Here is a 24,586-nt window from a genome sequence, read left to right on the forward strand (position 1 = left end):
GATGCCAGTCTCTCGCCAAACCATCGCCGGTCCTCCGGCGGACAAGAAAACTGTCACCCATGCTATCGGTCCATTCTGTTACCTATCTATCCGGTTCGGACACGCCCTTCCTCTACCCCGTCGATCGGGGGAGAGGTGTCGAGAGAAGCTCGACGGAGTGGGGGGGCGATCCTGGCGGGGCAAGACCACCACCGCGACGAGACCTTGACCGGGCGGAGCTTGTCGTACACACGATTTGTGACGATTTCGGAGAACAAAAATGGCCGCCGCAGACGACATCGCTCTGATCCAGAAACAGGAAGAGACGCTGGTCTTCCCGGCCTTCGACGAGGCCGTCGCGTTCAAGGTCGGCGCGGCGATCCGCGAGCGGGCGCTGGCCGAAAAGCTGCCCATCATCATCGATATCAGGCTGTGGGATCGGCCGCTGTTTTATGCCGCGATGCCCGGTTCAAACGCCTCCAACCCCGACTGGGCACGACGCAAGATCAATGTGGTCAAGCGCTACCTCAGGAGCACCTATCGTCTGGTGCTGGAACAGCAGCGACCGGACCGCACCTTCAAGGTCGGCGAGGGGCTGGATATTGCTGATTACGTACTGGCCGGCGGCGGGTTTCCGGTGACTGTAAAGGGTGCCGGCGTCATCGGCGTCATCGCCGTCTCCGGCCTGCCGGAACGCCAGGATCATGGCGTCGTCGTCGATGCACTGTGCGATCATCTCGGCGTCGATCGGACACAATTGGCGCTGCCGCCGGAAGGTAAATCGTGACGTTGGCGCTGCCCCTCATCCGCCTGCCGGCACCTTCTCCCCGTATAGTGACGGGGAGAAAGGACAAGCTCGAGCGCTGGCGATCCCCTCTCCCCGTCTTTCACGGGGTGAGGGTGAGGGGCAGCGCCAACGTTTGCTCATTTTGAAAACCGCCAGTTACGGCCAAGGATAACCGTGCTCGATCCCAAATCCTTTCTCATCTCGATCTTCAATGCCGCTGTTGCCGCTGCCGATCCTGAACGGACCATCAGGGATCATCTGCCGGCCAGGCCCAAGGGCCGCACCATCGTCATCGGCGCCGGCAAGGGCTCGGCGCAGATGGCGGCGGCATTCGAGAAGGTGTGGGATGGCCCGATCGAAGGGCTGGTCGTCACCCGCTACGGCTATGGCGCCAGATGCGAGCGCATCGAAATCATCGAGGCGGCACATCCGGTGCCGGACGCTGCCGGTCTTGAGGCGTCGCGGCGCCTGCTCGAAAAGGTGCAAGGGCTGACTGCGGACGACCTGGTAGTGGCGCTGATATCGGGCGGAGGATCGGCGCTGCTGCCGTCGCCTGCCGCCGGCCTGACGCTCGCCGACGAAATCGCCGTCAACGAGGCGCTGCTTGCCTCCGGCGCGCCGATCGCGGCGATGAACACAATCCGCAAGCATCTCTCGACCATCAAGGGCGGCCGGCTGGCAGCTGCCGCCTGGCCGGCCAAACTGGTATCACTGGTTGTCTCTGACATTCCCGGCGACAACCCGGCGCTGGTGGCCTCCGGCCCGACCGTGCCCGACTCCGGCAACCGCGCCGATGCGCTGGCCTCGATAGCGGCCTACGGCATGAAACTGCCCGACGCCGTCATGGCGCACATCAACTCGCCAGAGGCCGATGCGCCAGATCTGGATGACCAGCGCTTTTCACGCAATGAAGTGCACCTGATCGCCTCGGCTGGCGTGTCGCTGGAAGCGGCAGCCGCTGAGGCAAAACGGCAGGGCATCGAAGCCGTCATCCTCTCCGATTCCATCGAGGGCGAGGCGCGCGAGGTCGGTGGCGTGCATGCAGCCATTGCGCGCGAAGTGGCGACGCGCAACCGGCCGTTCAAAAAGCCGGTGCTGATCCTGTCCGGCGGCGAGACGACCGTGACCTTGCGGGCCCCTGTTGACGGAAAAAGGGGCAAGGGCGGCCGCAACTCCGAATTCCTGCTCGCCTTTGCCATCGGCATCAGCGGCGCGGAAGGTATTCATGCACTGGCCGCCGATACCGACGGCATCGATGGCTCGGAAGACAATGCCGGCGCCTTTGCCGATGGCTCGACTGTCTCGCGCATGCGTGCCGCCGGCATCGACGCCAAGGCGATGCTGGCCGGCAACAATGCCTGGACGGCGTTCAACGCGATCGGCGATCTGTTCGTGCCGGGGCCGACGGGTACGAATGTGAACGATCTGAGGGCAATCCTAATCAGTTAATCTGGCCGTGGCGGCCGAAGTTTTCCAACGTTGGATTCACGACCGTGAAGCCACCCAGCTTCGTCATCCCTGGGCGAAGCAGGAGCGAAGCTCCGTCGCGAAGACCCCCGGGGATCCATTCCGTGATGTTAGCCGTCGAGCGCAACGGCATAATTCTGCACCGTAGCAGCGTGCAAACGTCGCGGCATGGATCCTCGGGTCTGCGCTGCGTCGCTTCACTCCTTGCTCCGCCCGCGGATGACGATGTCGCTGAGGCTTTCGCTCATCTCACGACCCCATCAGCCGCTTCACCTCTTTCATATCCTTTAGGAACCGCTCGCGCTCAGCCTCCTTGTCCGTCGGCTCGTGAATGCGCAGGATAAAGGAGGGGTGGATGGTGATGAACACGCGCAAGCCATCCTCGCGTTCGATCAACTGGCCGCGCATTTTCGTCACGGCAATGGCCTTGCCCAGCAGCGACAACGCCGCCGTTGCCCCAAGCGCCACGGCGAGGTCCGGCTTGATCAGCTCAAGCTCCCGGCCGATCCACCAGCGGCAGGCCTGGACTTCGCCGGCATTTGGCTTCGAATGGATGCGGCGCTTGCCGCGCGGCTCGAACTTGAAATGCTTGACGGCGTTGGTGACGTAGACTTTTTGCCGGTCGACGCCTGCGTCATCGAGAATTGCATCGAACACTTTGCCCGCTGGCCCGACAAAAGGTTTGCCGGCGAGATCTTCCTGATCGCCCGGTTGTTCGCCGACGAAGACCACTTTGGCATCATCCGGCCCCTCGCCGAACACGGTCTGTGTCGCGTCGCGCCACAACGGGCAGCGGCGGCAGCCTTTCGCGGCTTCGCGTAGCTCGGAAATGGTGTTGGCGTCATCGTCCGGCGCCTCGGCCGGCTCGCGCTTCGGCCAATGTTTCGCCTGCAGCTTGGCGTGGTGCGGCGCCGGCATTGTCGGCAGTCTGGCAATCATATCCCTGGCGGCCTCGTCCGCTCCTGCGATCAGATCTGGAATGAGCGAGGCCTCGGGAAGGTTCCGCCAATATTTCTTCGGCATCTCCTTCTGCATCGCCTTCACCTTGAGCCGCGCCGGGTTGAAGATGTTTTCGAAATAGGTCAGCCACAACGCCTCGGTGTCGTCCTGATCGGGTGCATCGCCCTTGGCCGCACCCGGCCCGATCGCCAGCCTTTCGCCGTTCCAGTCGGCGGAGGCATAGGGCGTCAGGATGGTCCAGCGCATGCCGGTGAACCGCCGGACGAAGAAATCCGCGTTGCGCTCGACAATGAAATGCTCCGGCTCGAACCAGGCGACGTAGCGCTCGTTCTCGCCGTCGCCGATCTTCCGGAAGCGTACGAAGGCATGCATCTTATGGCTGTCGCGCCGCACCGCCTTTTCCATGGCTTCGAGCCGCCTGGTGTCGGGATCGGATGCGATCGCCAGCAGTTTCGGCTCGGTTCGCAGGCGCCAAAGCATCCGGTAGAGAAAGGCAAACCGGCCGGGGTCGGAGTGGCAGAAGGCGGTTTCTGCACGGGCGATGAACTCGCGCGGGACGGTAAGCTGCGCGCCCTCTGGCACCGCCGGCAAGGCATCTTGAGGATCATTGGCGTCGGACCCGACACCCCAACTAATATCCTCAGGCCGGACCTCATTCAGCGCCAGACGCCGTGCCGCATCGCGCCAACCGGCGAAATCGGTCTGGCTCGCTAGCCGGACGGTGTATCGGGCAAGGTCGAGCTGGGCCGGCTGCATGGTCAAAACAGCGACAGTTGTTCGCAGGACTTTACGATCGTGTCGCGCAGGCCTGTCTTGTCGGTGAGTCCGCCCGGCGACCAGCCTTCGGCGATGATGAAGGGCCTCAGCTTGGCGATCGAATGGCAGATCCGTCCGACATCTTCCAGCCGCATGCGTCGGTGGCGGCGGGTTTCAAGGATCTTCGCCACCACCTTGGTGCCCAGACCCGGAACCCGCAGCAGCGCTTCGCGGTCGGCGCGGTTGATGTCGACGGGAAACCTCGCCCGATTGCGCAAAGCCCAGGCGAGCTTGGGGTCAATGGCGAGGTCGAGCATGCCGTCGCTGCTGCCGGCGAGGATTTCCGGCTGCGAAAAGCCGTAGAAACGCATCAGCCAGTCGGCCTGATAGAGCCGGTGCTCGCGCATCAGCGGCGGTTTTTGCAGCGGCAGCGACGATGACGAATCCGGGATTGGGCTGAAGGCGGAATAATAGACGCGCCGCAGGTGATAGCTGCCATAGAGCCGCGCGCTGGTGTGCAAAATGCCGTCGTCGGATGTTTTGTCGGCGCCGACAATCATCTGCGTCGACTGACCTCCGGGCGCAAAGCGTTCGCGCTTCTTGGTCCTCAGCGTCGGCTCGGCCTTTTCCTCCATCTTCCGGCGCAGGTTCGCCATGGAAAGCCGGATCGTTTCCGGCTTCTTCTCCGGCGCCAGTTTCTTGACGCCCTCATCGGTCGGCAGTTCGACGTTGATAGACAGCCGATCGGCGTAGAGCCCGGCCTGCTCGACCAGTTCGGCCGAGCTTTCCGGAATGGTCTTCAGATGAATATAGCCGGAGAATTTTTCGTCCAGCCGCAGCCGCCGCGCCACTTCCACCATTTCGGCCATGGTCTCGTCGGGCGAACGGATGACGCCGGAGGACAGGAACAGGCCTTCGATGTAGTTGCGCCGATAAAAGTCCATGGTCAGCTTCACCACCTCGTCGATGCTAAAGCGGGCGCGGCGCACATTCGATGACGAGCGGTTGATGCAGTAGCTGCAATCGTAAATGCAGAAATTGGTGAGCAGGATTTTCAGGAGCGAAATGCAGCGGCCATCCGGCGCGTAGGAATGGCAGATGCCCATGCCTTCTGTGGAGCCGATACCGCCGGATTGGAGCGAATCCTTCTTCGCCGAGCCCGACGAGGCGCAAGAAGCATCGTATTTGGCGGCGTCAGACAGGATTGCCAGCTTTTCACGGACGGTAGGTGCGCTCATCCGTTCATGATATGTTCTTGAAGGCTGCAGCGCCACCTCATTTGATGCAGGCGGCGAAAAAGTAATCGCCGCCTGATCGTCGGGCTAGCAGGACGACTGCCCGAGTTCCAGGCGGTCTCTCAGACCTCATGGAGGTAGAGGTGGTAATCCAGCTCGCTGACGGTGCGGGCGACGCGCAGATACTCCGACTGCTTGATCGCCACGAAGGTGCGATGCAGATCCTCGCCAAGCGCCTCTTTCAGGAAGCTCGAGGCCCGCGCCGCCTCGATCGCGGCGCGCCAGTCGACCGGCATGGTCGTGCGCGTGACGGCGGCTTCATAGCCATTCCCAGTGGTTTCGGGGCCGGGGTCGAGGCCTTCGTCCAGACCTTTGATGATGCCGGCCAGCACCGTTGCCGCGATCAGGTAGGGATTGGCGTCGACACCCGACGGCCGGTGCTCGATGCGCCGGTTTTTGGCGTCGCCCGCCGGGATGCGCAGCGCCACCGAACGGTTGTTGACGCCCCAGGTCGGCGCCACCGGCGCATAGGACTGCGAGACGAAGCGCCGCCAGGAATTGGCGTGCGGCGCAAACACCAGCATCGATTCGGCCATGGTCTGGATCAGCCCGCCGAGCCCCTGCAGCAGCGGCAGCGACCAGCTTTCGCCGCCAGCCTCGGCAAAAACGTTGCGGCCGTTCTTGTCCTGCAACGAAACATGGAAATGCATGCCGGAGCCGGCGTATTTTTCGATCGGCTTGGCCATGAAGCAGGCGGTGACACCATGGCGGCGCGCCTGCGCCCGCACCAGCCGCTTCAACATGACGAGGTCGTCGGCCGCCCGCATGACATCCTTGCGATAGTTCAGCGTCAGCTCGTACTGGCCGGGCGCGTATTCGGAAATCACCGTTTCGGCCGGAATGCCTTGCGCCTTAGCCGCGGCATAGATGTCGGAAAACAGCGGCTCCATGCCGTGCAGATGGTCGACGGAATAGACTTCCGTCTTGGCCGAGCGGCGGCCGTCGAGCACGGCGTCCGCCGGCTTTACCTTGCCGTCGGCGTCACGCTCATTGGCAAGCAGGAAAAATTCGAGTTCGAAGGCGCCGGCGGGATAGAGGCCCTTGGCCGCCAAGATGTCGACCTGCCTGGCCAGCGCCAGCCGTGGGTCCGACGACATAGGCTGTCCCTCGAGATGGTACATCGCCATCAGCAACTGGCCGCGCGGCGGGTTCGTGCCGTAAAGCGGCACCAGCGTGCCGGGGATCGGCCATGCCCTGAGATCGCCGTCTCCAGTCGTCCAGATCAGCCCGGTTTCGTGCACATCCTCGCCGGTGATGTCGAGGCCGAGGATCGAGATCGGCATGTGGCGGCCGCCCTCGAAGATGCTTTTCAGCTCATGCCGGCGCACGATCTTGCCGCGGCCGACCCCGTTGGCGTCGGTCAAGACGATATCGAAGGCTTCGATTTCGGGATGGGCGTCGAGAAAGGCTTGCGCCTCGGCGGGCGTCGAGCCCGAAGGTGAAGTCATGATTAGTGTACTCGAGTTTGGCTTGGCAGCTTGTCTCATGCCGTCAGCCTTGCCGCAACCGTGGCGAAGGCGGTGATCAGCCGGTTGACCTGGGCGCCGGTGGTGGCCGGCGAGATCAGCATCATGTTGTGAAAGGGCGCGATCAGCACGCCCTGGTTGACCAGCGCGACATGGATAGCCGCCTCAAGCTCCGGCGCATGGGCAGTCTCGGCTTCGGCGCCGTTCCTGAGCGGGCCAGGGGCGCAGATGAACTCGACGCGGGCGCCGACGCGGGCGACATGCCAGGGCAGATTGTAGCGATCGATGACGCCGGTCAGCCCGGCATCGAGCCGCAGGGCGAGGCGATCCATCCGGGCATAATTCTCCTGCGTCATCACCTCTTCGAGCGTTGCGCGCATGGCTGCGAACTGCAGCGGGTTCGCCGACAGCGTCGTGCCCATGCCGGAATAGCCCGGCTCCTTGGTTCGATTGTAGTCGGCATAGCGCGAGGCGACCTCGTCGCTCATGCCCCACACGCTTGCCGGCACGCCACCGGCGATCGGCTTGCCCAGCACGAAAAGGTCGGGCTGCAGCCCGAATTTTCTGGTGTAGCCCCCTGGGCCGGTCGAGATGGTGTGGGTCTCGTCGATCAGCAGCAGCGTTCCGGCCGCGCGCGTCAGTTTGCGCAAGGCGTCGTGAAAACCCGGATCGGGCAGCACCATGCAGGAATTGGTCAGCACCGGCTCGGCGATGACGCAGGCGACATCGCGGTCGGCGAGCGCCGCTTCCAGTGCAGCAACATCGTTGAATTCGATGACCTTCGCCGTCCTGGTCAGGTCGCGGAATTCGCCCGCCAGGCCCGGCCGGTTGACAGCTTTGCCGTCGACCAGCCGGACCATCGTCTCGTCGACCGAGCCGTGATAGCAGCCGTTGAAGACCAGGATCTTTTCCCGACCGGTGATAGCGCGGGCAACACGCAGCGCGAAGCGGTTGGCGTCGGTGGCGCTGGTGGCGATCTGCCAGAACGGCAGACCGAAACGCTGTGTGAGCAGCGGCCCGATGGCCAGCGCATCCTCCGAAGGCAGCATATAGGTCAGGCCGCGCCCGGCCTGGCGGCGGATGGCGCGCGCCACCGGCGGCGGCGAATGGCCGAACATCGAACCGGTGTCGCCGAGGCAGAAATCGTCCAGCCTGTTGCCGTCGATATCCGTGATGGCGGCGCCCTTGGCGCTTTCGACCAGGATCGGGAATGGCGTCGGCCAGTCGTTCATCCAGTGCATCGGCACACCGCCGAAGAAGCCTGGCAGGCCGTTACCGACCTTGGCCTGCGATTTCGGCCGCGCCTTGCGGAAGGTGTTCGCCTCGCTTGTCCGCAATGCAGCGATGCGGTCACGGCTGATACCGCCAATGGACGCCTTTGAACTGTTCGTGCTGTACATGAAATCCCTCTCGGCCGGCACACTACCCAATTGGCGACGGCAACCGCAATTGGCCGTGTTGGTGCGCTGCATTGGGTCAGCAGCAAGTTCGGCAGACTTGACCTTCCGGCGCAGTCGGGCGCCAATGCGATCGGGTCTGTGGTTTGGGGAGAAGAATGCGGACGATCATCTGCGCTATTGCGCTACTCTTGTCGGCCGCTGCGGCTTCCGCATCGGGCGGCGTCTGGTGTTCCGTCGATGACAAAGCGGTGCAATTCGAGGTCGGCGCCGGGGTCACCAGAGGTATGGGCGGCCCGACCTTCAATTTTCGCGGCGATCTCGAGATACTTGGCCGGCCGGAAGGCGACAGTCTGCGCAAGACCGTCTTCGAGGATTCCGACCTCACCCAGTACTGGCTGGACGACAAGGAGTTGCGGCTGAACGTCTACCACGAGCATCAGCTCGGAGATAAATTCAACTCTGTCGAACTGACGATCCTGACCAAGACCAGTGACGAGGGCGTCTATGACGGCCGGTACACGCTTGCCGTCTACGACAACGCCGCCGACACGGAACAGGACGGCAAGCCGAAAGAATTGACCGGCAAGGTGTCGTGCGGAGCCGAATAGGTCACGCCGAGATATCGATGACGCCGCAGTCGCCGGCGGCACTGCCGAAGGCGACCCGGCGCTCTTCCTTGTCCCACATCATCGCGGTGATGGCGCCCATGCCCGGGCGGCGCAACAGCACCTCTTTGGCATCGGTAAAGCGCACCGCCATGACCATGCCGTCATCATAGCCGACGGCGACGACATCCTGGCTCGGATGGCAGGCAACCGATGTCACCATGGCGTTGCCGCGCGTGCCGAGCTCCAGCGGCGCCTTGCCCATCGGGCCGTCCTTGCCCGAAAACGGCCAGACGATCGCCGCCGGCGCGCCGGAACTCGCCAGCCACTTGCCCTTCACGCTCCACGACAGGCTTTTGACCTTGCCGGGATAGCCGGTCATGCGCATGTGCTTGCCGTCGGCGAGCTTCCAACCATGCAGCGCGTTTTCCTGCATGGTGGTGACGAGGAAGGCGCCATCCGGCGAGAAGGTCACGCCGGTATGGGCGCCGGCCCATTCCAGCTCCACCGGTCTGCCCTCGGCGGCCGGGAAATGCAGCGTCGCGCCATTGTAGCGGGCGACGCCGAAGCGCATGCCCTTGGGGGAGAAGGCCAGCCCCTCGACCGAACGTGGATGGGCAAACTCTTTGGTCTTGCCGTCGGCAAAGCGCACGAACGCAGTCTTGCCTGTGGCATAGGCGATAGCGCCTTGCGGCCCGGCGGCGACGCTGGTGATCCACTTCTTGCCGGCGCTGGCGAGTTCGCTGACATTGCCGCCGGCGGCAACGGCAAAAATCTTGCCGTCCTCGCCGCCGGTGATCAGGCGGTCGTTGGCGGCGTCATGGAACGTGGAGAGCAGGCCGTCATTGGCCTGAATTGTCTTGTGGCCGTTGTCGAGCCTATGAACTGTCCCATCGGCGAGCGCAAAATGCGGCACGTTGTCGAGGAAGACGGCGGCAAGGCAGTGACCTTCCAGGTCGAGGGGAGCAACTGTGGGCATCAGGACCATTCCAATGAAGCTGTCACCACTCCCGGGAAGCCACTGAGGCGGCCAGGCCTGGCGTCAACCTTCTCCCCTTGTGGGAGAAGGTGGATCGGCGCGCAGCGCCGAGACGGATGAGGGGTGTTGAACGGATCGCCGTCGGTGCCGAGCTGGAGCACCCCTCATCCGACCTCGCTTCGCGAGGCCACCTTCTCCCACAAGGGGAGAAGGAAGAGCCGGCAGCGCTAGCGCCATAGAGTCCGGAAATCAAGCCGCCTGGCAGGCGTCAAAGCTCTTCTTCAGCCGTTCGGCGTCAAGCTCGCGGCCGATGAACACCAGCCGGCTCTCATGCTTTTCGCCGTCTTTCCAAGCGCGCTGGTGGTCGCCTTCGATGATCATGTGCACGCCTTGGATGACATAGCGCTCGTCGTCGCCCTTGAGCGCGATGATGCCTTTCAGCCGCAGGATGTTGGGACCTTCCATCTGAGTGATCTTCTCGATCCACGGGAAGAATTTCTTCGGGTCCATCTCGCCGCCGCGCAGCGACACCGACTGCACGGTCACGTCATGGATGTCGGAGGGATGCGCGTGACCGTGATGATGATGGTCGTGATCATGGTCGTGGTGATCGTGGTCGTGATCATGATCGTGCGCCTCAAGGAAATGCGGGTCGTTTTCCAATGCGCGCGACAGGTCGAAGGCGCCGCGGTCGAGCACTTCGGACAGCGCCACGCCGGCGCGCGTGGTGCGGTGGATCCTGGCCGCCGGGTTGATGGCGCGGATGGTGGCCTCGACCTTGGCCAGTTCTTCGGGCGTCACCAGGTCGGTCTTGTTGAGCACGACGACATCGGCGAAGGCGATCTGGTCCTCGGCTTCCTTGGAATCCTTCAACCTGAGCGGCAGGTGCTTGGCGTCGACCAGAGCCACGACAGCGTCGAGTTTGGTCTTGGAGCGCACGTCGTCGTCCATGAAGAAGGTCTGCGCCACCGGCACAGGATCGGCGAGGCCGGTGGTCTCGACGACGATGGCGTCGAAGCGGCCGGGACGGCGCATCAGGCCTTCGACGACGCGGATCAGGTCGCCGCGCACCGTGCAGCAGACGCAGCCATTGTTCATTTCGTAGATTTCCTCGTCGGATTCCACGATCAAATCATTGTCGATGCCGATCTCGCCGAATTCATTGACGATGACGGCATAACGCTTGCCATGGTTTTCCGACAGGATGCGGTTGAGCAGCGTCGTCTTGCCGGCGCCGAGATAGCCGGTGAGAACGGTCACGGGGATTTGCGTCTGTGCTTCGCTCATATCTTGCCTCGAAATGGCTGGGCCACGGAATTGCGGGCCGCAAGAAGGGATTGTTGGCCTGATATAGGATGTGTGCCGGCCTTTTGCACGAGGCAAACCGCCTGGGTGTTTGACCCAGGATTGACGAAGCGGATGGGTAGACCCGAGAGGCCGAGTGCGAGGGATGCCGACCATCAACGTGTCGCCGGAAACGCCTCTTCGTTGACCTGTGCTGAGCCGCGCCGCGTCAAACCGTTGCAATCGCCTTGGCGGAAACTCGTTTGTCATCTAACTGAAATAAACATCTGGCATCACCATTTCGAGCACCACAAATGCTTGCCGGCAAAGCTGTTTCGAAAGCCGGAATCTTTTGGATCGTCGATTGCCAACCGGCCGGCTGCGTCTATGCTGCACGCACCGGTACGGCCGAAGAGGGATCACCATGGCCAAGGCGGACAAGACTGCAACGATGAGCCGGCTGCATTCGGCGGCAAGGCTGGCAAGGACCGCGCTGGCGGCGCGGCTTCTGGCGCACGGCTTCTATGCCGGCCAGGACCAGATCATGCTGACGCTCGACCGCGAGGACGGCCAGACGCCCGGCAATCTCGCCGGCCGCCTCGGCGTTCGCCCGCCGACCATCACCAAGACCATCAACCGGCTGCAGGCCCAGGGCTTTTTGGAAAAGCGCGCCTCTTCCGCGGATGCACGCCAGGCGCATATCTTTCTCACCGACACCGGCCGCGAGATCATCCACGCCATCGAGAAGTCGGTGAAGAAGACCGAGAAGCAGGCGTTGAAGGGCCTCGACAAGAAAGAACAGAAGACGCTGTTCAAGCTGCTCGCCCGCATCGAGGCCAATTTGTCGAACGAGGAGCTGGTGCTTGTCGACGACGATGGCGACATCGACGATTGATCTTCCTAGGCGGCTACCGAAGGCCCGCGCACCAGGGTCGACCAGCGGCCGGGCGTCAAGCCGAATGCTTTCTTGAAATGCCTGTTGAAATGGCTCTGGTCGCTGAAGCCGGCGCCAACGGCAATCTCGGCCAGCGGCTCGCCCACCTCGATCATCCGTCTTGCCTTTTGCAGCCGGCGCATCAGCAGGAACCGATGCGGGCTGGTGGAATAGGTCGCGCGAAAATGGCGTGACAGCGCATAGCGGTCGAGCCCGGTGACGGCTTCCAGCTCATCGGAACGAACGGACCGCTCGGCATTCTCCTCGAGATAGCCGCGCGCCAGCGCTGCCGCACGCGAGGCCGACTTCCCCATCGGCTTTGCTTTCTGTCCCGCATGACGCCCCAGATGCTGCGCCAGCTCCGCAACGAAATCGGCGACGAACAGCTCGTCCAGTTCCTCATCGAGCGGCGACAGGGCCGAAAGCAGCGTGCCACGCAAGGCAGGATCGCTGACCACAGCATCCCTGACGAAAGGCAGCGGCGCGCCGTCGAGGCAGTCGAGCAGCAGTGAGGGTTCCAGATAGAGGATCCGGTAGCGCAGACCATCCTCGGTCCCGGCGCCGCCATCGTGCACTTCGTCGGGATGCAGCACGATAACCTGGCCGGGCAGGCTGTGGTTGACAGTGCCCCTGTAGTGGAAGCGCTGCACACCGGAAAGCGTCACGCCGACGGCAAGTGTATCATGACGGTGTAGGTCGAAGGCGTTGCCATGGAAATGCGCCTCGATGCGCTCGATGCCGGTGCTGCCTGGCGCCGAGACGATCCGGTCTTCATCCGCGCACGAACGTCCAAGACCCTGTGTCGCCTCACCGTCTAGATCGTGCGTCATCACCTATCCCTGCCCTTCATGGGCGTGCTCCGGAGTCCTCATTTTGGTGTTCGATACGAAATTTGCAATCGTGCTGCGGGACGATCTCGCCGTCTGGCAAAAGCTCAACGTCACGGCCTTCCTGACCAGCGGCGTCGTCGCGCAATTCCCCGACATTATCGGCGAACCCTACCGCGACCGCGCCGGCAACCTTTACAATCCTCTGTCGATCCAGCCGGTCATCGTGCTTTCGGCCGATGGGCCGACGCTCAACTCCATCCACCGGAAGGCGCTGGAGCGGCGCGTGACGGCGTCAGCCTATGTCGAGGAGATGTTTGCCACCGGCTTCGATGCGGCCAACCGCGCCGTCTTCGCCGAGTTCGGCCCTGAGGACGCCAAGATCGTCGGCATCGCGCTGCGTGCCGACAAGAAACTCGTCGACAAGATCACCAAGGGCGCCCGCATGCACGCCTAATTCAGCAGGAAGCGTGTAACGGCGCTCATGAATTCAGTCGGCCGCTCGACGTTCAGCATATGGACGCCCGGAAGCAGTGTAAGCGTGGCGCCGGGGATGCTGGCTGCGATCGCCTCGCTGTGGCTTGCCAGTGTTACCTTGTCGTCTTCTCCACCGATCACCAGGGTGGGGGCGGTAATGAGGGAGACAGTCCGGCGCAGATCGCAATCGCGTACGGCGGCGAAGCATCCCGCGAGACCTTGGGGCGGCGTCGCCAGGACCATCGCGCGGAACGCGTCGACGGTTTCGTTTGGGCCGGCAAGCATCGAGGCGGGAAACCAGTTGTGCATGAACATGTCCGCGGCGGCCGACATGTTGCTCGCAGCAAGGACAGTACGGATCTGCTCGTCAAAGTAAGAAGCCGGCCCGAGATGTGGCGAGGTGTTGGAAAGGATGAGACGCTCGATGCGGTCCGGGGCATGGATACCCAGCCACTGCCCTACGAAGCCGCCCAGCGACAGCCCGCAGAAATGCACGCGGGCGATCTGAAGCGCATCCAGCAGCTCAAGGACGTCGCGGCCCAGCCGATCGAGCGAATAGGCTCCGGCCGGAGCATCGGAACTGCCGTGGCCGCGCAGATCATAGCGCAGCACCCGGAAAGATCCGGCAAATTCCGCAAGCTGCCGGTCCCACATATGCAGGTTCGTCGCAATGGAATTCGAGAGCACAAGCACAGGGCCGGCCCCCGCCAGCTGATAGGCGATCCGGCAGCCGTCGCCCGTCGTAAAATAAAGCGTGTCAGTCATCTGGTCCTCATCTCACCCTGGCGAAAGGAGTTCGATGCTCCCGCCGCCCTTTGAATGAGCCACCCTAGGCCTCGTAATTATCCAGGAAAATTACTATGATTGGACGATCTCAGTAGGTTTTTACGATAATGAATGGTCTAAAACTCCACGACCTACGGTGCTTTGACGCCGTGGCAAGCGAGGGCAGCTTCCAGGCGGCCGCCCTTGCCTTGAACCGATCGCATCCATCCGTCTTCGCCGCTGTCGCACGCCTCGAGCAGTTGCTCGGGCTCACACTTCTCGACCGCAGCGGATATCGGGTGGGGCTGACGGAGGCGGGCCGCGAGTTTCACGCGCGAGCGCAGCTGACATTGCGCGAGCTCGACCATCTGCGAACCTATGCGGGCCAGTTGGCGAGCGGCGAGGAGACGGTCCTGCGTGTCGTCATGGGTGATCTCTGCCCGCGACCGCAAATCCTGCGTATGCTCAGCGGCTTCTTTGCCGAACGCACCGGGACACGCCTGCACCTGGAGTACGAGGCGGTCGGCGGTCCGCTCGAACGGTTGATGGAAGGCTCGGCTGACCTCATCTTCCATCGCGCGGATCCTTCCGATCCGCATCTCGAGCGGATCGATCTCTGCGCGGTGCCCCTCGTGCCGGTGGTGGCGCCTGGGTTCCTTCCGTTCGCGCCTGGCCGCGAGATTGCGCCGGAGCAGATGCGGCCCTTCACCCAGTGCGTGATCCGCGACACGGCGCGGCGGCCATCGCCGGAGAGCTATTTCCTCATCGACGGTGCGCATCAGTGCTCGGCGCCGGATCATCTGATGAAGAAGGAACTGATCCTTCACGGACTGGCCTGGGGCCATCTGCCGGCATGGCTGATCGAGGACGAACTGCGGGATAGGAGGCTGATCTCGATCGCTGGTGCACATCTGCCCGGCCGGACGGAGACCCTGGCGGCGGTGCGCCGGCGCGACCGACCGCATGGACCCGTCGCCCAGGCGTTGTGGCTTCATCTCCAGGCGCAAGTGGCATCCGGCGAGGCGCTTTAGCCGGCATAGGATCGGCCCGCGCTGAGCCTGCGCGCGGCTCCTGTTGTGCCAGTCGCTTTTGGCTTGCCGGGCGCAGGCGATTGCCGCAAAGGTTAAGCGTTGCTCCTCCCTGCCCGGCCTGACATTGAACGTTCCCGCAAAAGCAGACGAAAGCGCAACGCCGCCCGCGGCGATGCTGTTCATGCTTTCCACCTATGTCTTTTTCACCTTTCTCGACACATCGAGCAAATATCTGGTCCTGGCCGGCGTCTCGGCGCTGATCGTCGCCTGGGCCCGCTTCACCGTCCATGTCCTGCTTGTCGGCGTCTTCCTGCGCGGCTGGCGCGAGCCGTCGCGCTTCCGCGCCAACAATTTGCCGGCCCACATCCTGCGCGGCGGTCTGCTGTTCGGCTCGACGATGTGCAACGTCATGGCGCTCAAAACGCTTCAACTGGCCGAGACCACCTCGATCTACTTCTTCGGGCCGATGGTGATCACCGCCCTTGCCGGGCCGCTGCTTGGTGAATGGGCCGGCTGGCGGCGCTGGCTGGCAATCCTGTCGGGCTTTGTCGGCGTGCTCGTCATTACAAGGCCGGGCATCGGCGTGTTCGGCATCGGCCATCTTTTCGCGCTCGGCTCGATGCTGTCGAACAGTTTTTACGTCATCATGACGCGGCGGATGTCAGCCAGCGAAACCTCGGAAAGCCTGATCCTGTTTTCGGCGCTGGCGCCGGCCGTGCTGCTTCTGCCGATGCTGCCGTTCTCGCATGGGCTGCCGCAGGATGGCTGGCACTGGTTCATACTGGTGATGCTGGGCGTGTTCGGCGCCGGCGGCCACTGGCTGCTGGTGCAGGCCTACCGCCTGGCGACTACCACGGCGCTGGCGCCGTACCCCTATTCGCAGATGGTCTGGATGATCCTGTCCGGCTGGATCATCTTCCACCAGTTCCCCGACCGCTGGACGCTGGTGGGTGCTGCCATCATCGTCGCCAGCGGCCTTTACATCATCCATCGCGAGCACCGTTTGCGGCTGCGCAATCGCACGACCGTCGATGCCGAGGCGGAGGCGCTGGCGAAAAAACTTTGATTTGCTCCGAATCCGATGGCATAACGCCGCATTTAAAAATTTTAAAAAAACTCGGGGAGCGAAGGGCTGGCACAAAAGATCAAGCTTTCGACGATCGCGGATGCGCTTGGCGTCTCCACGGCCACCGTCTCCCTCGCCTTGCGCGACAGCCCGCTGGTCGCAGGCGCCACGCGTGACCGCATCAAGGAGCACGCGCGGGCCATCGGTTATATCTACAATCGCCGCGCCGCCTCACTGCGCACCTCGCGCTCGGGCATTGTCGGCGTCGTCGTGCATGACATCATGAACCCGTTCTTCGCCGAGATCCTGCGCTCGATCGAGAGCGAACTTGACCGCAGCCGGCAGACCTTCATCCTGTCCAATCACTACGACCAGCTGGAAAAGCAACGCACCTTCATCGATACGCTGCTGCAGCTCGGCGCCGACGGCGTCATCATGTCCCCGGCCATCGGCACGCCGGCCTCTGACATCGTCATAGCCGAGGAAAACGGCCTGCCGGCGGTGCTGATCGCACGCAGCGTGGAAGGCGCCGACGTGCCGGTGTTTCGCGGCGACGATGCCTATGGCACGGCACTTGCCACCAATCATCTGATCTCGCTCGGGCACAAGCGCATCGCCATGATCGGCGGCACCGACCAGACCTCGACCGGGCGCGACCGCTACCAGGGCTATCTCAACGCCATGGAGGCCGCCGGGCTTGAGGTCAGGCCGTCCTGGCGCATCGCCGGGCCGCGCACCAAGCAGGGCGGATTCGAGGCGGCTGGACAGTTTCTGGCGCTTAAAGACAAGCCAACCGCCGCTTGCTGCTGGAATGATCTGGTCGCCATCGGCCTGATGAACGGCATTGCCCGCGCCGGCCTGGTGCCGGGCGCCGACATCTCGGTGACCGGCTATGACGATCTCGAGGAGGCGGCAATCGCGACACCGGCGCTCACCACAGTCTGGAATGGCCAGCGAGAGGTCGGCCGCCGTGCCGCCAGCGCGCTGCTCGACAAGCTGAACGGACAGGCGGTACGGCCGTCACAGGAACTGATCAAGCCGGAACTGCATGTGCGCCAGTCGACCGGCAAGCCGGTGGAGCGTGCATGACCAAGACTGATGCGTTGCAGACCGTCGCCGTTCTGGTGCCGGGACATTTCAACGACCATGCGGTCGAGCGCATCGACCGCACCTTCAAGCGGGTCAAGATAGAGCGCGCCGATCCCGCCCTGGTCACCGACGAGATGCGCCATGACGTGCGCGCCATTGCGTCCTTCGCCGGCGTCAATGCGGCATTGATGGATGCATTGCCCAACCTCGAACTCATCGCCTCCTTCGGCGTCGGCTATGATTCGGTCGATGCCGGCCATGCGGCCAAGAAAAACATCATGGTCACCAACACCCCCGATGTTTTGACCGAGGAGGTCGCCGACACCACGATCGGCCTTTTGCTCAACACCGTGCGTGAACTTTACAAGGCCGAGAAATGGCTGCGCGACGGCAGTTGGGTGAAGAAGGGCAACTATCCCCTGAGCCGGCTGACCTTGCGCGGTCGGCATGTCGGCATTTTCGGCATGGGCCGCATCGGCCTTGCCATTGCGCGCCGGCTGGAAGCGTTCGGGCTGCCGGTGGCCTACCACAACAGGCGCAAGGTCGAAGGTCTAGCTTATGAATACCACCCGGCGCTGAAGGGCCTTGCCGAAGCGGTCGATACGCTGATTTCCGTAGTGCCGGGCGGCGCTTCCACGGAGAAGGCGGTCAATGCCGAAATCCTAGCGGCGCTTGGCGCCAACGGCGTTTTCGTCAACATCGGCCGTGGCAGCACGGTCGACGAGGCAGACCTCGCCGCAGCGCTTGCCAACGGCACCATCGCCGCCGCCGGGCTCGATGTTTTCGCCGATGAACCGAATGTGCCCAAGGCTTTGCTGGAGGCGCCCAACACCTCGCTTTTGCCCCATGTCGGCTCGGCCTCGCACCACACGCGCCGCGCCATGGCGGATCTGTGCGTCGACAATCTGGTATCCTGGTTCAGCGAGCGCCGGCCACTGACCCCGGTGCCTGAGACGGCGCAAGTCAAGCCACGAAGCTGAGCGGCTCTCTGCCACACTCGTTAACGTTGACTTAACGCTTTGGAATCATTCTGCATCTGCGCCGGGGAGCGCGGAGTGCAAGATGACGAAACTTCCGGCATTGATTGCGGCAGCGGCACTTTTCGCCGGCTTTCAGCTGTTTCACGGCGGCAGCAGTGAAAGTTCGGCCAATGAAGCAAGGCCGGCAACCACCTTCAGGCTGGTCGCCAATGGCGACGAAGGCGACTGCGCGGTTAGCCGCGGCGCCGCGATTGACGATGGCCTGTCGCTGTTGACCGTGGCGCCGAGTTGCCGCGGGTTGCTGCCGGGGATCGAGCGGGCAAAATTCTGGCGAGAGGGCGAGGACGGCACGATCGCGTTCAGCGCCGACGGCACCGACCCGATCGTCACCTTCTCGGTTGCGGATGGCGACGGCTACGAATCCTACGCTCCGGCCACGCCGCTGCTGTCGCTGGCGACAACCGGCGAACGGGATCAATCCGCCGGCAATTGATCGTCGGGATTTATTCCGCCGCCGCCCGTGCACCGGCCTTCGCCGCCGCATGCAGGCGCACCGCATCGCCGAAGGCGCGGAAGATCTTGGCCGAGTTGCCGTCCGACTTGACCCAGTATTCGGGGTGCCATTGCACGCCGACGGCGAAGGCGCGGGCGTCCTTCACCGAAACCGCCTCCACCGTGCCGTCGCCGGCAACCGCCTCGACCTGCAGCTTCGAGCCGAGCCGGTCGATGCCTTGGCGGTGCAGCGAGTTGACTTTGATGTCGCCGGCGCCAAATACACCGGCCAGGCAGCTGCCCGGCTTGATCGAAATGGTCTGGTGAATGGCGAAGCGTTCGTCTTGGTTGTCGCTCACCGGCGCGCGATGGTCGAGCGAGCCTTCGCGCTCCTGGATCTCGGTGCCAAGCGTGCCGCCCAGCGCAACGTTCAACTCCTGGATGCCGCGGCAGATGGCAAGCAGCGGCACGCCGCGCTCGATCGCCTTGCGGATTAGCGGCAGCGTGGTGGAATCGCGCGCCGGGTCGTAGGGGCCGTTGGCTTCGCTGGCGTCGCCGCCATAGAGCGATGGATGCACGTTGGACTTCGAGCCAGTGACCATGACACCGTCGACCGAAGACAACAGCTCGTCGAAGTCGAGCCGGTCACCGAATGACGGCACCAAAAGCGGGAACACGCCGGCGCCGGAAAGTGCTGCCTCGATATATTGCTGCGGGACGGCATGCCAGGTGTAGTTGTCGAACTGACGGACGTCGGTTGATATGGCGACGAGCGGCTGGTGCATTTTGGGTCCGGATTCCATTTGGCGCGAAGCGAATAGCTATTGTGCCTGCAAAATAGGCGATCCGAAGGCGCTTTTCCATGGCAAGTTTCGCCATCTCGCATGGGCCACGCGGCGAACGTTAGACTATAGTTGCAGGCTGGCCGGCCGGCCCGCGGATTTGTCGCCAGCGCCGCCGTCAAATCCCGCCACCATGCTGGACTCGACCTTTTGCCCGTGTATTGTTTCGGGCAAATCGATACCGGACGTGAGGAGATGTCCCTGATATCGGTTGTTGGTCCAATAGGGAGGAACTGCATGGATCGTCGTTCATTCATCCGCAAGGCCGGGGTCACCGGCGTGGGCGCAGCGGCGGCTGCCGCTACGCTAGCCGCACCGGCAATCGCCCAGTCCAATCCGAAAGTGACGTGGCGGTTGGCGTCATCCTTTCCCAAGTCACTCGATACGATCTATGGCGGCGCCGAAGTCTTCTCCAAGATGCTGTCTGAGGCGACGGACGGCAATTTCCAGGTCCAGGTCTTCGCCTCCGGCGAACTCGTGCCCGGCCTGCAGGCCGCCGACGCCACCACTGCCGGCACTGTCGAGGCCTGCCACACGGTGTCATACTATTACTGGGGCAAGGACCCGACATGGGCGCTCGGTGCGGCAGTGCCGTTCTCGCTCAACGCGCGCGGCATGAATGCCTGGCACTATCATGGCGGCGGCATCGACCTGTTCAACGAGTTTCTTGCCACGCAGGGTCTTTTCGGCCTGCCCGGCGGCAACACCGGCGTGCAGATGGGCGGCTGGTTCCGCAAGGAGATCAACACCGTCGCCGACCTGTCCGGCCTCAAGATGCGCATCGGCGGCTTTGCCGGCAAAGTGGTGCAGAAGCTCGGTGTCGTGCCGCAGCAGATCGCCGGTGGCGACATCTATCCGGCGCTGGAAAAAGGCACGATCGACGCCGCCGAATGGGTCGGCCCCTATGACGACGAGAAGCTCGGCTTCTATAAGGTCGCGCCCTATTACTACTATCCCGGCTGGTGGGAAGGCGGCCCGACCGTCCATCTCCTGTTCAACAAGGCGAAGTACGAAGAGCTTTCGCCGGCCTACAAGTCGCTGGTGCACACGGCCGCGCACGCGGCGGACGCCAACATGCTGCAGAAATACGACTACCTCAATCCTGCAGCAGTCAAGCGGCTGGTGGCCGGCGGCGCGAAATTGCGCCCGTTCAGCCAGGACATCATGGCCGCCTGTTTCGAGAAGGCCAATGAGGTCTACACCGAAATGGAAGCCACCAACGCACCGTTCAAGAAGATCTGGGACTCGATCAAGGGCTTCCGCAAGGAGCACTATCTGTGGGCGCAGGTGGCCGAGTACAATTACGACACCTTCATGATGGTCCAGCAGCGCAACGGCAAACTGTAGGCTGGGATCTGTCCCTTCTCCCCGTCACTATACGGGGAGAAGGTCCCGGCAGATGGATGAGGGGCGGCGCAAACTTCGGCGATTGATCGCCTTGGGCTTGGTAGCCGCCCCGAAATTATAGCTTATCTCTCCAAGCGTTGACGCTGCACCTCACCTGCCTGCCGGCATCCTCTCCCCGTATAGTGACGGGGAGAGGGACGCGGTCATCGTCGTTTCGCCAATCGCCAACGTCGCAGGATTGAGGCTGCCCTTCATTCCCTGCCCGGCACCACCAACACCTTGACCTCGCCGGGGGCGGCCGGGTTGGAGATAACCGAGGGGGCTCCGTCCAGGCCGACCTGTCTGGAGATGAGCTTGTCGATCTCGATTGCCCCGGACGCGACAAGGTCCGCCGCTCGCCCGTGGGTGAAGGGGTTGATGAACGAGCCGAGAACCTTCAGTTCGCGAAACAGGATGTCGAACGGTTCGAAGGGCACTTTCACGCCTTGCGGCATCACGCCGACGATCACCACCGTGCCGCCGGACTTCGCCAGCCGCATCGATTGTTCGACTGTATCGGGGACACCGGCGCATTCGAGCACCACGTCGGCCCCGCCGGGCACAAGGCCGGTTGGGCCGGCGATCGCCTCGATCGGGTCGACCGCGCTTGGGTCGACCGTCGCCGTTGCACCGAGCTCTTCGGCGAGCGCACGGCGGGAGGCCTGCCGCGTCGACAGGATGATGGTCGCCGCTCCTGCGAGCCTCGCCAATTGCACGGTAAGCAGGCCGATGACGCCGCCACCAAGCACCACCACGGCAGCGCCGGGTCTGATTCCGGCGAGGTCGACAGCGTGCAGGCAGCAGGCCAGCGGCTCGCAGAAGGCGCCATGCGTTGGCTTGAGGTTCGCAGGCAGAAGAAAGGCCTGGCTCTGCGGCATCACGACGTAGTCGGCGAAGCCGCCGTCGCGATGGATGCCGATGGCCCTGAGATTGCTGCACAAATTGACCCGGCCAGCCCGACAATGACTGCAGCGTCCGCAGAAGATGTTGGGATCGCCGGTAACACGGTCACCGATGGCGATGCCGGAAACCGCATCACCGACAGCCTCGACAATGCCGCAGAATTCGTGACCAAGCGTCACCGGCGGGCTCGAAGGGAATTCGCCGTGGAGGAGGTGACGGTCGGTGCCGCAAACGCCGCAGGCTTCGACGCGCACCAGAACGTCCTGCGGTCCCGCAACAGGCTTGTCGACCTCCCGTAGCGCAATGCTGGCCACGGCTTCCAGGCGCACGGCTCTCATGACATCCTCACTCAGGTTCTCAGTGTTCACACATCAGTTGAAGTTCGGCGGCTGCGACAGGTCGGTCGCCGGCGGCGCCGGCTTGGCGGGCGGCGTCTCGCCGAAATTCGGCGGCTGCGAGAGATCGTTCGACGGTGGCGCCGCGGGTGATGGGCCACCGTTGGCTGGTGGTGGTGTGCCGAGAGGCGCAAAGCCTGGCATATCAGGCAAGTTGATCTCGATCGTTCCCGGATCGACGGCCGCACCCTTGTAGCGCATGACCATTTGCGGGAAGGCGATGGTCAGCCCGATCATGATCACCTGGATGCAGACGAAGGGCACGGCGCCCCAATAGATCTGGCCGGTGGTCACCGGCGCGATCTGCTTGCCGGTGAGGCGATCGAGATAGGGCACGCGCGCGGCGACAGAGCGCAGGTAGAACAGCGCAAAGCCGAAAGGCGGGTGCATGAAGCTTGTCTGCATGTTGACGCCGAGCAGCACGCCGAACCAGATCAGGTCGATGCCGAGCTTATCGGCAGCCGGCGCCAAGAGCGGTACGATGATGAAGGCGAGCTCGAAGAAGTCGAGGAAGAAGGCGAGCACGAAGACCAGGATGTTGACGCCGATCAGGAAGCCGACTTCGCCGCCCGGCAGCGACGTCAACAAATGCTCGACCCAGACGTGGCCGTTGACGCCGTAGAAGGTCAGCGAGAACACCCGCGCGCCGATCAGGATAAACAGCACGAAGGAGGAAAGCCTGGTGGTCGACGCCAGCGCCTGCTTGATGACATCCAGCGACAACCGCCCCTTCATTGCCGCCATCGCCAGGGCGCCAACCGCGCCCATGGCGCCGCCCTCCGTCGGGGTTGCGATGCCAAGGAAGATGGTGCCCAGCACCAGGAAGATCAGTGCCAGAGGCGGGATCAAAACGATGATCACCTGCTGCGCCAGCCTGGACATCATGTTGATGTTCAGGCCCTTGTCGGCGATCGCCACGATATAGATCAGGATCACGCCGATGCTGGCGCCAAGGATATCGGCATTGTCGCCATGCGCCGGCGCAAGGTAGCGATAGGCCGCATAGGAAGCCGCGACTGCCACCAGCAGTGCCGCGAGCAACGACAGCACGCCGTGGCCAAGCGTGCGGGCCGCCAGCGGCAACGCCGGCATCGAGTTCGGCCGGACGATCGACATGATCAGGATGTAGAGCGTGTAAAGGCCGGTCAGCACCAGGCCGGGGATCAGCGCGCCGGCATACATGTCGCCGACCGAACGGCCGAGCTGGTCGGCCAGAACGATCAGCACCAGCGACGGCGGGATGATCTGGGCGAGTGTGCCGGATGCCGCGATGACGCCCGACGCCAGTCGTCGGTCATAGCCGTAGCGCAGCATGATCGGCAGCGAGATCAGGCCCATGGCGATGACCGAAGCCGCGACCACGCCAGTGGTCGCGGCAAGCAGCGCACCGACGAAGATCACCGCATAGGCAAGGCCGCCGCGAACCGGGCCGAACAGCTGGCCGATCGTGTCGAGCAGGTCCTCGGCCATGCCCGATCGTTCCAGCACGATGCCCATGAAGGTGAAGAACGGGATTGCCAAGAGCGTGTCGTTCGACATCACCCGGCTGCCGTAGAAATTGTCGGGCAGCGCATGCAGCAGCGGCCACGCCAAGTTGATCGAGCCGCCCGAATAGGGCGACAGCACGACGCCGATGAAGAAGAACATCAGGCCGTTTGCGGCGAGTGAAAAAGCGACGGGATAGCCGATCAGCAGGAAGACGATCAGCGAAGCGAACATGATCGGCGCCATGTTCTGGGCGATGAACTCGATCATGGGCGCGCCTCCTGGACGAGCGCCTTGGCTTCTTCGGCAAGGGCTTTCGCCTCGAGCTCGGCCTGTTCGTGCACCGAGATGAACGGATTGGGATCGTCCATGTCGCCGCGCATGATGGCGATCTTCTTGATGATCTCGGAGATGCCCTGCAGCGCCAGCAGAAAGAAGCCGACGAGCAGGATCGCCTTGGCCGGCCAGATGATCAGGCCGCCGGAATTGTTCGACATTTCGCCGCTGCGGAACGACAGCGACACGTAGGGTACAAAATAGATCACCATCAGCGTCACGAACGGCATCAGGAAGAAGACATGGCCGAGCAGGTCGATCCAGTGCTGCACGCGGCGCGACCACATGCCGTAGACGATGTCGATGCGGATATGGTCATTCTGCTTCAGCGTATAGGCGGCGGCCAGCATGAAGGCGGCGCCGAACAGGTACCACTGCAGTTCCAGCCAGGCATTCGACGAGACGTCGAAGACCTTGCGGATGATGGCATTGGCGGCGCTGACCAGGATTGCCAGCAGGATCAGCCACGATATCCACCTGCCGATGAACTCGTTCATACGGTCAATCGTTCTCGATAGAGCGAGCAGCCCTGCCATGCATTTCCTCCCTCAGGTCGAAGGCGCGCCGGCTCCCCTATTTTCCGTCGCGCCGCTGTGGCCC

The 24,586-nt window shown here is 63.3% G+C and carries 23 protein-coding genes; 11 read left to right on the forward strand and 12 right to left on the reverse strand.

The window, feature by feature from the left end:
* Positions 1–259: 259 nt before the first annotated feature.
* Positions 260–766: a heme-degrading domain-containing protein gene (locus NKI64_RS26205; RefSeq protein ID WP_023671370.1), complete on the forward strand. Its 507-nt coding sequence runs from the start codon at positions 260–262 to the stop codon at positions 764–766.
* A 168-nt stretch (positions 767–934) separates the two neighbouring features.
* Entirely contained in the window at positions 935–2,215 is a 1,281-nt protein-coding gene (locus NKI64_RS26210; RefSeq protein ID WP_023671369.1) for a glycerate kinase type-2 family protein, read from the forward strand.
* A gap of 267 nt (positions 2,216–2,482) precedes the next feature.
* On the opposite strand, the gene NKI64_RS26215 is transcribed toward NKI64_RS26210, so the two are convergent.
* From NKI64_RS26215 to NKI64_RS26230, 4 genes are all read right to left on the reverse strand, one after another.
* On the reverse strand, positions 2,483–3,949 hold the full coding sequence (locus NKI64_RS26215) for a UdgX family uracil-DNA binding protein (RefSeq protein ID WP_352670943.1): 1,467 nt from the start codon (positions 3,947–3,949) through the stop codon (positions 2,483–2,485).
* Positions 3,950–3,951: 2 nt separating this feature from the next.
* Positions 3,952–5,187 carry a putative DNA modification/repair radical SAM protein gene (locus tag NKI64_RS26220; RefSeq protein WP_023694722.1) on the reverse strand — a complete coding sequence of 412 codons (1,236 nt, stop codon included), beginning with the start codon at positions 5,185–5,187 and terminating at the stop codon, positions 3,952–3,954.
* 119 nt (positions 5,188–5,306) lie between these two features.
* A complete protein-coding gene (locus tag NKI64_RS26225) occupies positions 5,307–6,692 on the reverse strand; it encodes a glutamine synthetase family protein (RefSeq protein WP_023822078.1) in 1,386 nt (461 codons plus the stop codon).
* A gap of 35 nt (positions 6,693–6,727) precedes the next feature.
* Positions 6,728–8,110, reverse strand: a complete 1,383-nt coding sequence (locus NKI64_RS26230) for an aspartate aminotransferase family protein (protein WP_023711330.1) — start codon at positions 8,108–8,110, stop codon at positions 6,728–6,730.
* Between the two features lie 155 nt (positions 8,111–8,265).
* Between NKI64_RS26230 and NKI64_RS26235 the strand changes: the two genes are divergently transcribed.
* Entirely contained in the window at positions 8,266–8,718 is a 453-nt protein-coding gene (locus NKI64_RS26235) for a hypothetical protein (RefSeq protein WP_023683507.1), read from the forward strand.
* Between the two features lies 1 nt (position 8,719).
* On the opposite strand, the gene NKI64_RS26240 is transcribed toward NKI64_RS26235, so the two are convergent.
* Together NKI64_RS26240 and NKI64_RS26245 are read right to left on the reverse strand one after the other, a co-directional pair.
* Positions 8,720–9,694, reverse strand: a complete 975-nt coding sequence (locus tag NKI64_RS26240; RefSeq protein WP_023711331.1) for a WD40 repeat domain-containing protein — start codon at positions 9,692–9,694, stop codon at positions 8,720–8,722.
* Between the two features lie 249 nt (positions 9,695–9,943).
* Positions 9,944–10,981 carry a CobW family GTP-binding protein gene (locus NKI64_RS26245; protein ID WP_352670947.1) on the reverse strand — a complete coding sequence of 346 codons (1,038 nt, stop codon included), beginning with the start codon at positions 10,979–10,981 and terminating at the stop codon, positions 9,944–9,946.
* Positions 10,982–11,402: 421 nt separating this feature from the next.
* Here NKI64_RS26245 and NKI64_RS26250 point away from each other — a divergent pair, with 421 nt between their 5' ends.
* Positions 11,403–11,873 carry a MarR family winged helix-turn-helix transcriptional regulator gene (locus tag NKI64_RS26250; RefSeq protein WP_023671361.1) on the forward strand — a complete coding sequence of 157 codons (471 nt, stop codon included), beginning with the start codon at positions 11,403–11,405 and terminating at the stop codon, positions 11,871–11,873.
* Between the two features lie 5 nt (positions 11,874–11,878).
* Here NKI64_RS26250 and NKI64_RS26255 read toward each other — a convergent pair whose 3' ends face one another.
* Positions 11,879–12,742 (reverse strand): AraC family transcriptional regulator, encoded by an 864-nt coding sequence (locus NKI64_RS26255; RefSeq protein WP_023736881.1) that lies wholly within the window; start codon positions 12,740–12,742, stop codon positions 11,879–11,881.
* A 46-nt stretch (positions 12,743–12,788) separates the two neighbouring features.
* Between NKI64_RS26255 and NKI64_RS26260 the strand changes: the two genes are divergently transcribed.
* Positions 12,789–13,196 (forward strand): DUF2000 family protein, encoded by a 408-nt coding sequence (locus tag NKI64_RS26260; protein WP_023695946.1) that lies wholly within the window; start codon positions 12,789–12,791, stop codon positions 13,194–13,196.
* Here the strand turns inward: NKI64_RS26260 and NKI64_RS26265 are convergent.
* Positions 13,193–13,981 (reverse strand): alpha/beta fold hydrolase, encoded by a 789-nt coding sequence (locus NKI64_RS26265; RefSeq protein WP_023689240.1) that lies wholly within the window; start codon positions 13,979–13,981, stop codon positions 13,193–13,195. The two genes, NKI64_RS26260 and NKI64_RS26265, sit on opposite strands and share 4 nt — an antisense overlap.
* Before the next feature lie 128 nt (positions 13,982–14,109).
* Between NKI64_RS26265 and NKI64_RS26270 the strand changes: the two genes are divergently transcribed.
* From NKI64_RS26270 to NKI64_RS26290, 5 genes are all read left to right on the forward strand, one after another.
* Positions 14,110–15,012, forward strand: coding sequence for a LysR family transcriptional regulator (locus NKI64_RS26270; protein ID WP_023695945.1), 903 nt, complete (start codon positions 14,110–14,112; stop codon positions 15,010–15,012).
* Positions 15,013–15,193: 181 nt separating this feature from the next.
* Positions 15,194–16,078 (forward strand): DMT family transporter, encoded by an 885-nt coding sequence (locus NKI64_RS26275; RefSeq protein WP_032886143.1) that lies wholly within the window; start codon positions 15,194–15,196, stop codon positions 16,076–16,078.
* Positions 16,079–16,144: 66 nt separating this feature from the next.
* A complete protein-coding gene (locus tag NKI64_RS26280; RefSeq protein ID WP_352671068.1) occupies positions 16,145–17,167 on the forward strand; it encodes a LacI family DNA-binding transcriptional regulator in 1,023 nt (340 codons plus the stop codon).
* Complete coding sequence (locus tag NKI64_RS26285; RefSeq protein WP_352670952.1) at positions 17,164–18,147, forward strand: 2-hydroxyacid dehydrogenase; 984 nt, start codon at positions 17,164–17,166, stop codon at positions 18,145–18,147. Before NKI64_RS26280 ends, NKI64_RS26285 begins: the two co-directional genes overlap by 4 nt.
* A gap of 82 nt (positions 18,148–18,229) precedes the next feature.
* On the forward strand, positions 18,230–18,640 hold the full coding sequence (locus NKI64_RS26290; RefSeq protein ID WP_023703660.1) for a hypothetical protein: 411 nt from the start codon (positions 18,230–18,232) through the stop codon (positions 18,638–18,640).
* 10 nt (positions 18,641–18,650) lie between these two features.
* Here the strand turns inward: NKI64_RS26290 and NKI64_RS26295 are convergent, their stop codons facing one another.
* Entirely contained in the window at positions 18,651–19,424 is a 774-nt protein-coding gene (locus tag NKI64_RS26295) for a gamma-glutamyl-gamma-aminobutyrate hydrolase family protein (RefSeq protein WP_023703661.1), read from the reverse strand.
* 294 nt (positions 19,425–19,718) lie between these two features.
* On the opposite strand from NKI64_RS26295, the gene NKI64_RS26300 reads away from it, so the two are divergent.
* Positions 19,719–20,828 (forward strand): TRAP transporter substrate-binding protein, encoded by a 1,110-nt coding sequence (locus tag NKI64_RS26300; protein WP_023695940.1) that lies wholly within the window; start codon positions 19,719–19,721, stop codon positions 20,826–20,828.
* A gap of 251 nt (positions 20,829–21,079) precedes the next feature.
* Here the strand turns inward: NKI64_RS26300 and NKI64_RS26305 are convergent, their stop codons facing one another.
* From NKI64_RS26305 to NKI64_RS26315, 3 genes are read right to left on the reverse strand one after another with little or no spacing between them, the layout of a single operon-like run.
* Entirely contained in the window at positions 21,080–22,108 is a 1,029-nt protein-coding gene (locus tag NKI64_RS26305) for a zinc-dependent alcohol dehydrogenase family protein (protein WP_352670955.1), read from the reverse strand.
* Positions 22,109–22,141: 33 nt separating this feature from the next.
* Positions 22,142–23,920 (reverse strand): TRAP transporter large permease, encoded by a 1,779-nt coding sequence (locus NKI64_RS26310; RefSeq protein ID WP_352670958.1) that lies wholly within the window; start codon positions 23,918–23,920, stop codon positions 22,142–22,144.
* The gene (locus NKI64_RS26315) at positions 23,917–24,522 is read right to left on the reverse strand and encodes a TRAP transporter small permease subunit (protein WP_352520580.1); all 606 of its coding nucleotides are present in this window, start codon (positions 24,520–24,522) and stop codon (positions 23,917–23,919) included. The genes NKI64_RS26310 and NKI64_RS26315 overlap by 4 nt, the downstream gene beginning before the upstream one ends.
* Positions 24,523–24,586 lie beyond the last annotated feature (64 nt).

This window comes from Mesorhizobium sp. M0478, from assembly GCF_040321305.1.
Lineage (GTDB): Bacteria > Pseudomonadota > Alphaproteobacteria > Rhizobiales > Rhizobiaceae > Mesorhizobium.

Excerpts from the sequence above, each read along its gene's own strand:
- NKI64_RS26205 (WP_023671370.1), top strand. The coding sequence starts at position 260 with ATGGCCGCCGCAGACGACATCGCTCTGATCCAGAAACAGGAAGAGACG.
- NKI64_RS26215 (WP_352670943.1), bottom strand. The coding sequence starts at position 3,949 with ATGCAGCCGGCCCAGCTCGACCTTGCCCGATACACCGTCCGGCTAGCG.
- NKI64_RS26220 (WP_023694722.1), bottom strand. The coding sequence starts at position 5,187 with ATGAGCGCACCTACCGTCCGTGAAAAGCTGGCAATCCTGTCTGACGCC.
- NKI64_RS26225 (WP_023822078.1), bottom strand. The coding sequence starts at position 6,692 with ATGACTTCACCTTCGGGCTCGACGCCCGCCGAGGCGCAAGCCTTTCTC.
- NKI64_RS26230 (WP_023711330.1), bottom strand. The coding sequence starts at position 8,110 with ATGTACAGCACGAACAGTTCAAAGGCGTCCATTGGCGGTATCAGCCGT.
- NKI64_RS26235 (WP_023683507.1), top strand. The coding sequence starts at position 8,266 with ATGCGGACGATCATCTGCGCTATTGCGCTACTCTTGTCGGCCGCTGCG.
- NKI64_RS26240 (WP_023711331.1), bottom strand. The coding sequence starts at position 9,694 with ATGCCCACAGTTGCTCCCCTCGACCTGGAAGGTCACTGCCTTGCCGCC.
- NKI64_RS26245 (WP_352670947.1), bottom strand. The coding sequence starts at position 10,981 with ATGAGCGAAGCACAGACGCAAATCCCCGTGACCGTTCTCACCGGCTAT.
- NKI64_RS26250 (WP_023671361.1), top strand. The coding sequence starts at position 11,403 with ATGGCCAAGGCGGACAAGACTGCAACGATGAGCCGGCTGCATTCGGCG.
- NKI64_RS26255 (WP_023736881.1), bottom strand. The coding sequence starts at position 12,742 with ATGACGCACGATCTAGACGGTGAGGCGACACAGGGTCTTGGACGTTCG.
- NKI64_RS26265 (WP_023689240.1), bottom strand. The coding sequence starts at position 13,981 with ATGACTGACACGCTTTATTTTACGACGGGCGACGGCTGCCGGATCGCC.
- NKI64_RS26270 (WP_023695945.1), top strand. The coding sequence starts at position 14,110 with ATGAATGGTCTAAAACTCCACGACCTACGGTGCTTTGACGCCGTGGCA.
- NKI64_RS26275 (WP_032886143.1), top strand. The coding sequence starts at position 15,194 with ATGCTTTCCACCTATGTCTTTTTCACCTTTCTCGACACATCGAGCAAA.
- NKI64_RS26285 (WP_352670952.1), top strand. The coding sequence starts at position 17,164 with ATGACCAAGACTGATGCGTTGCAGACCGTCGCCGTTCTGGTGCCGGGA.
- NKI64_RS26290 (WP_023703660.1), top strand. The coding sequence starts at position 18,230 with ATGACGAAACTTCCGGCATTGATTGCGGCAGCGGCACTTTTCGCCGGC.
- NKI64_RS26295 (WP_023703661.1), bottom strand. The coding sequence starts at position 19,424 with ATGCACCAGCCGCTCGTCGCCATATCAACCGACGTCCGTCAGTTCGAC.
- NKI64_RS26300 (WP_023695940.1), top strand. The coding sequence starts at position 19,719 with ATGGATCGTCGTTCATTCATCCGCAAGGCCGGGGTCACCGGCGTGGGC.
- NKI64_RS26305 (WP_352670955.1), bottom strand. The coding sequence starts at position 22,108 with ATGAGAGCCGTGCGCCTGGAAGCCGTGGCCAGCATTGCGCTACGGGAG.
- NKI64_RS26310 (WP_352670958.1), bottom strand. The coding sequence starts at position 23,920 with ATGATCGAGTTCATCGCCCAGAACATGGCGCCGATCATGTTCGCTTCG.
- NKI64_RS26315 (WP_352520580.1), bottom strand. The coding sequence starts at position 24,522 with ATGGCAGGGCTGCTCGCTCTATCGAGAACGATTGACCGTATGAACGAG.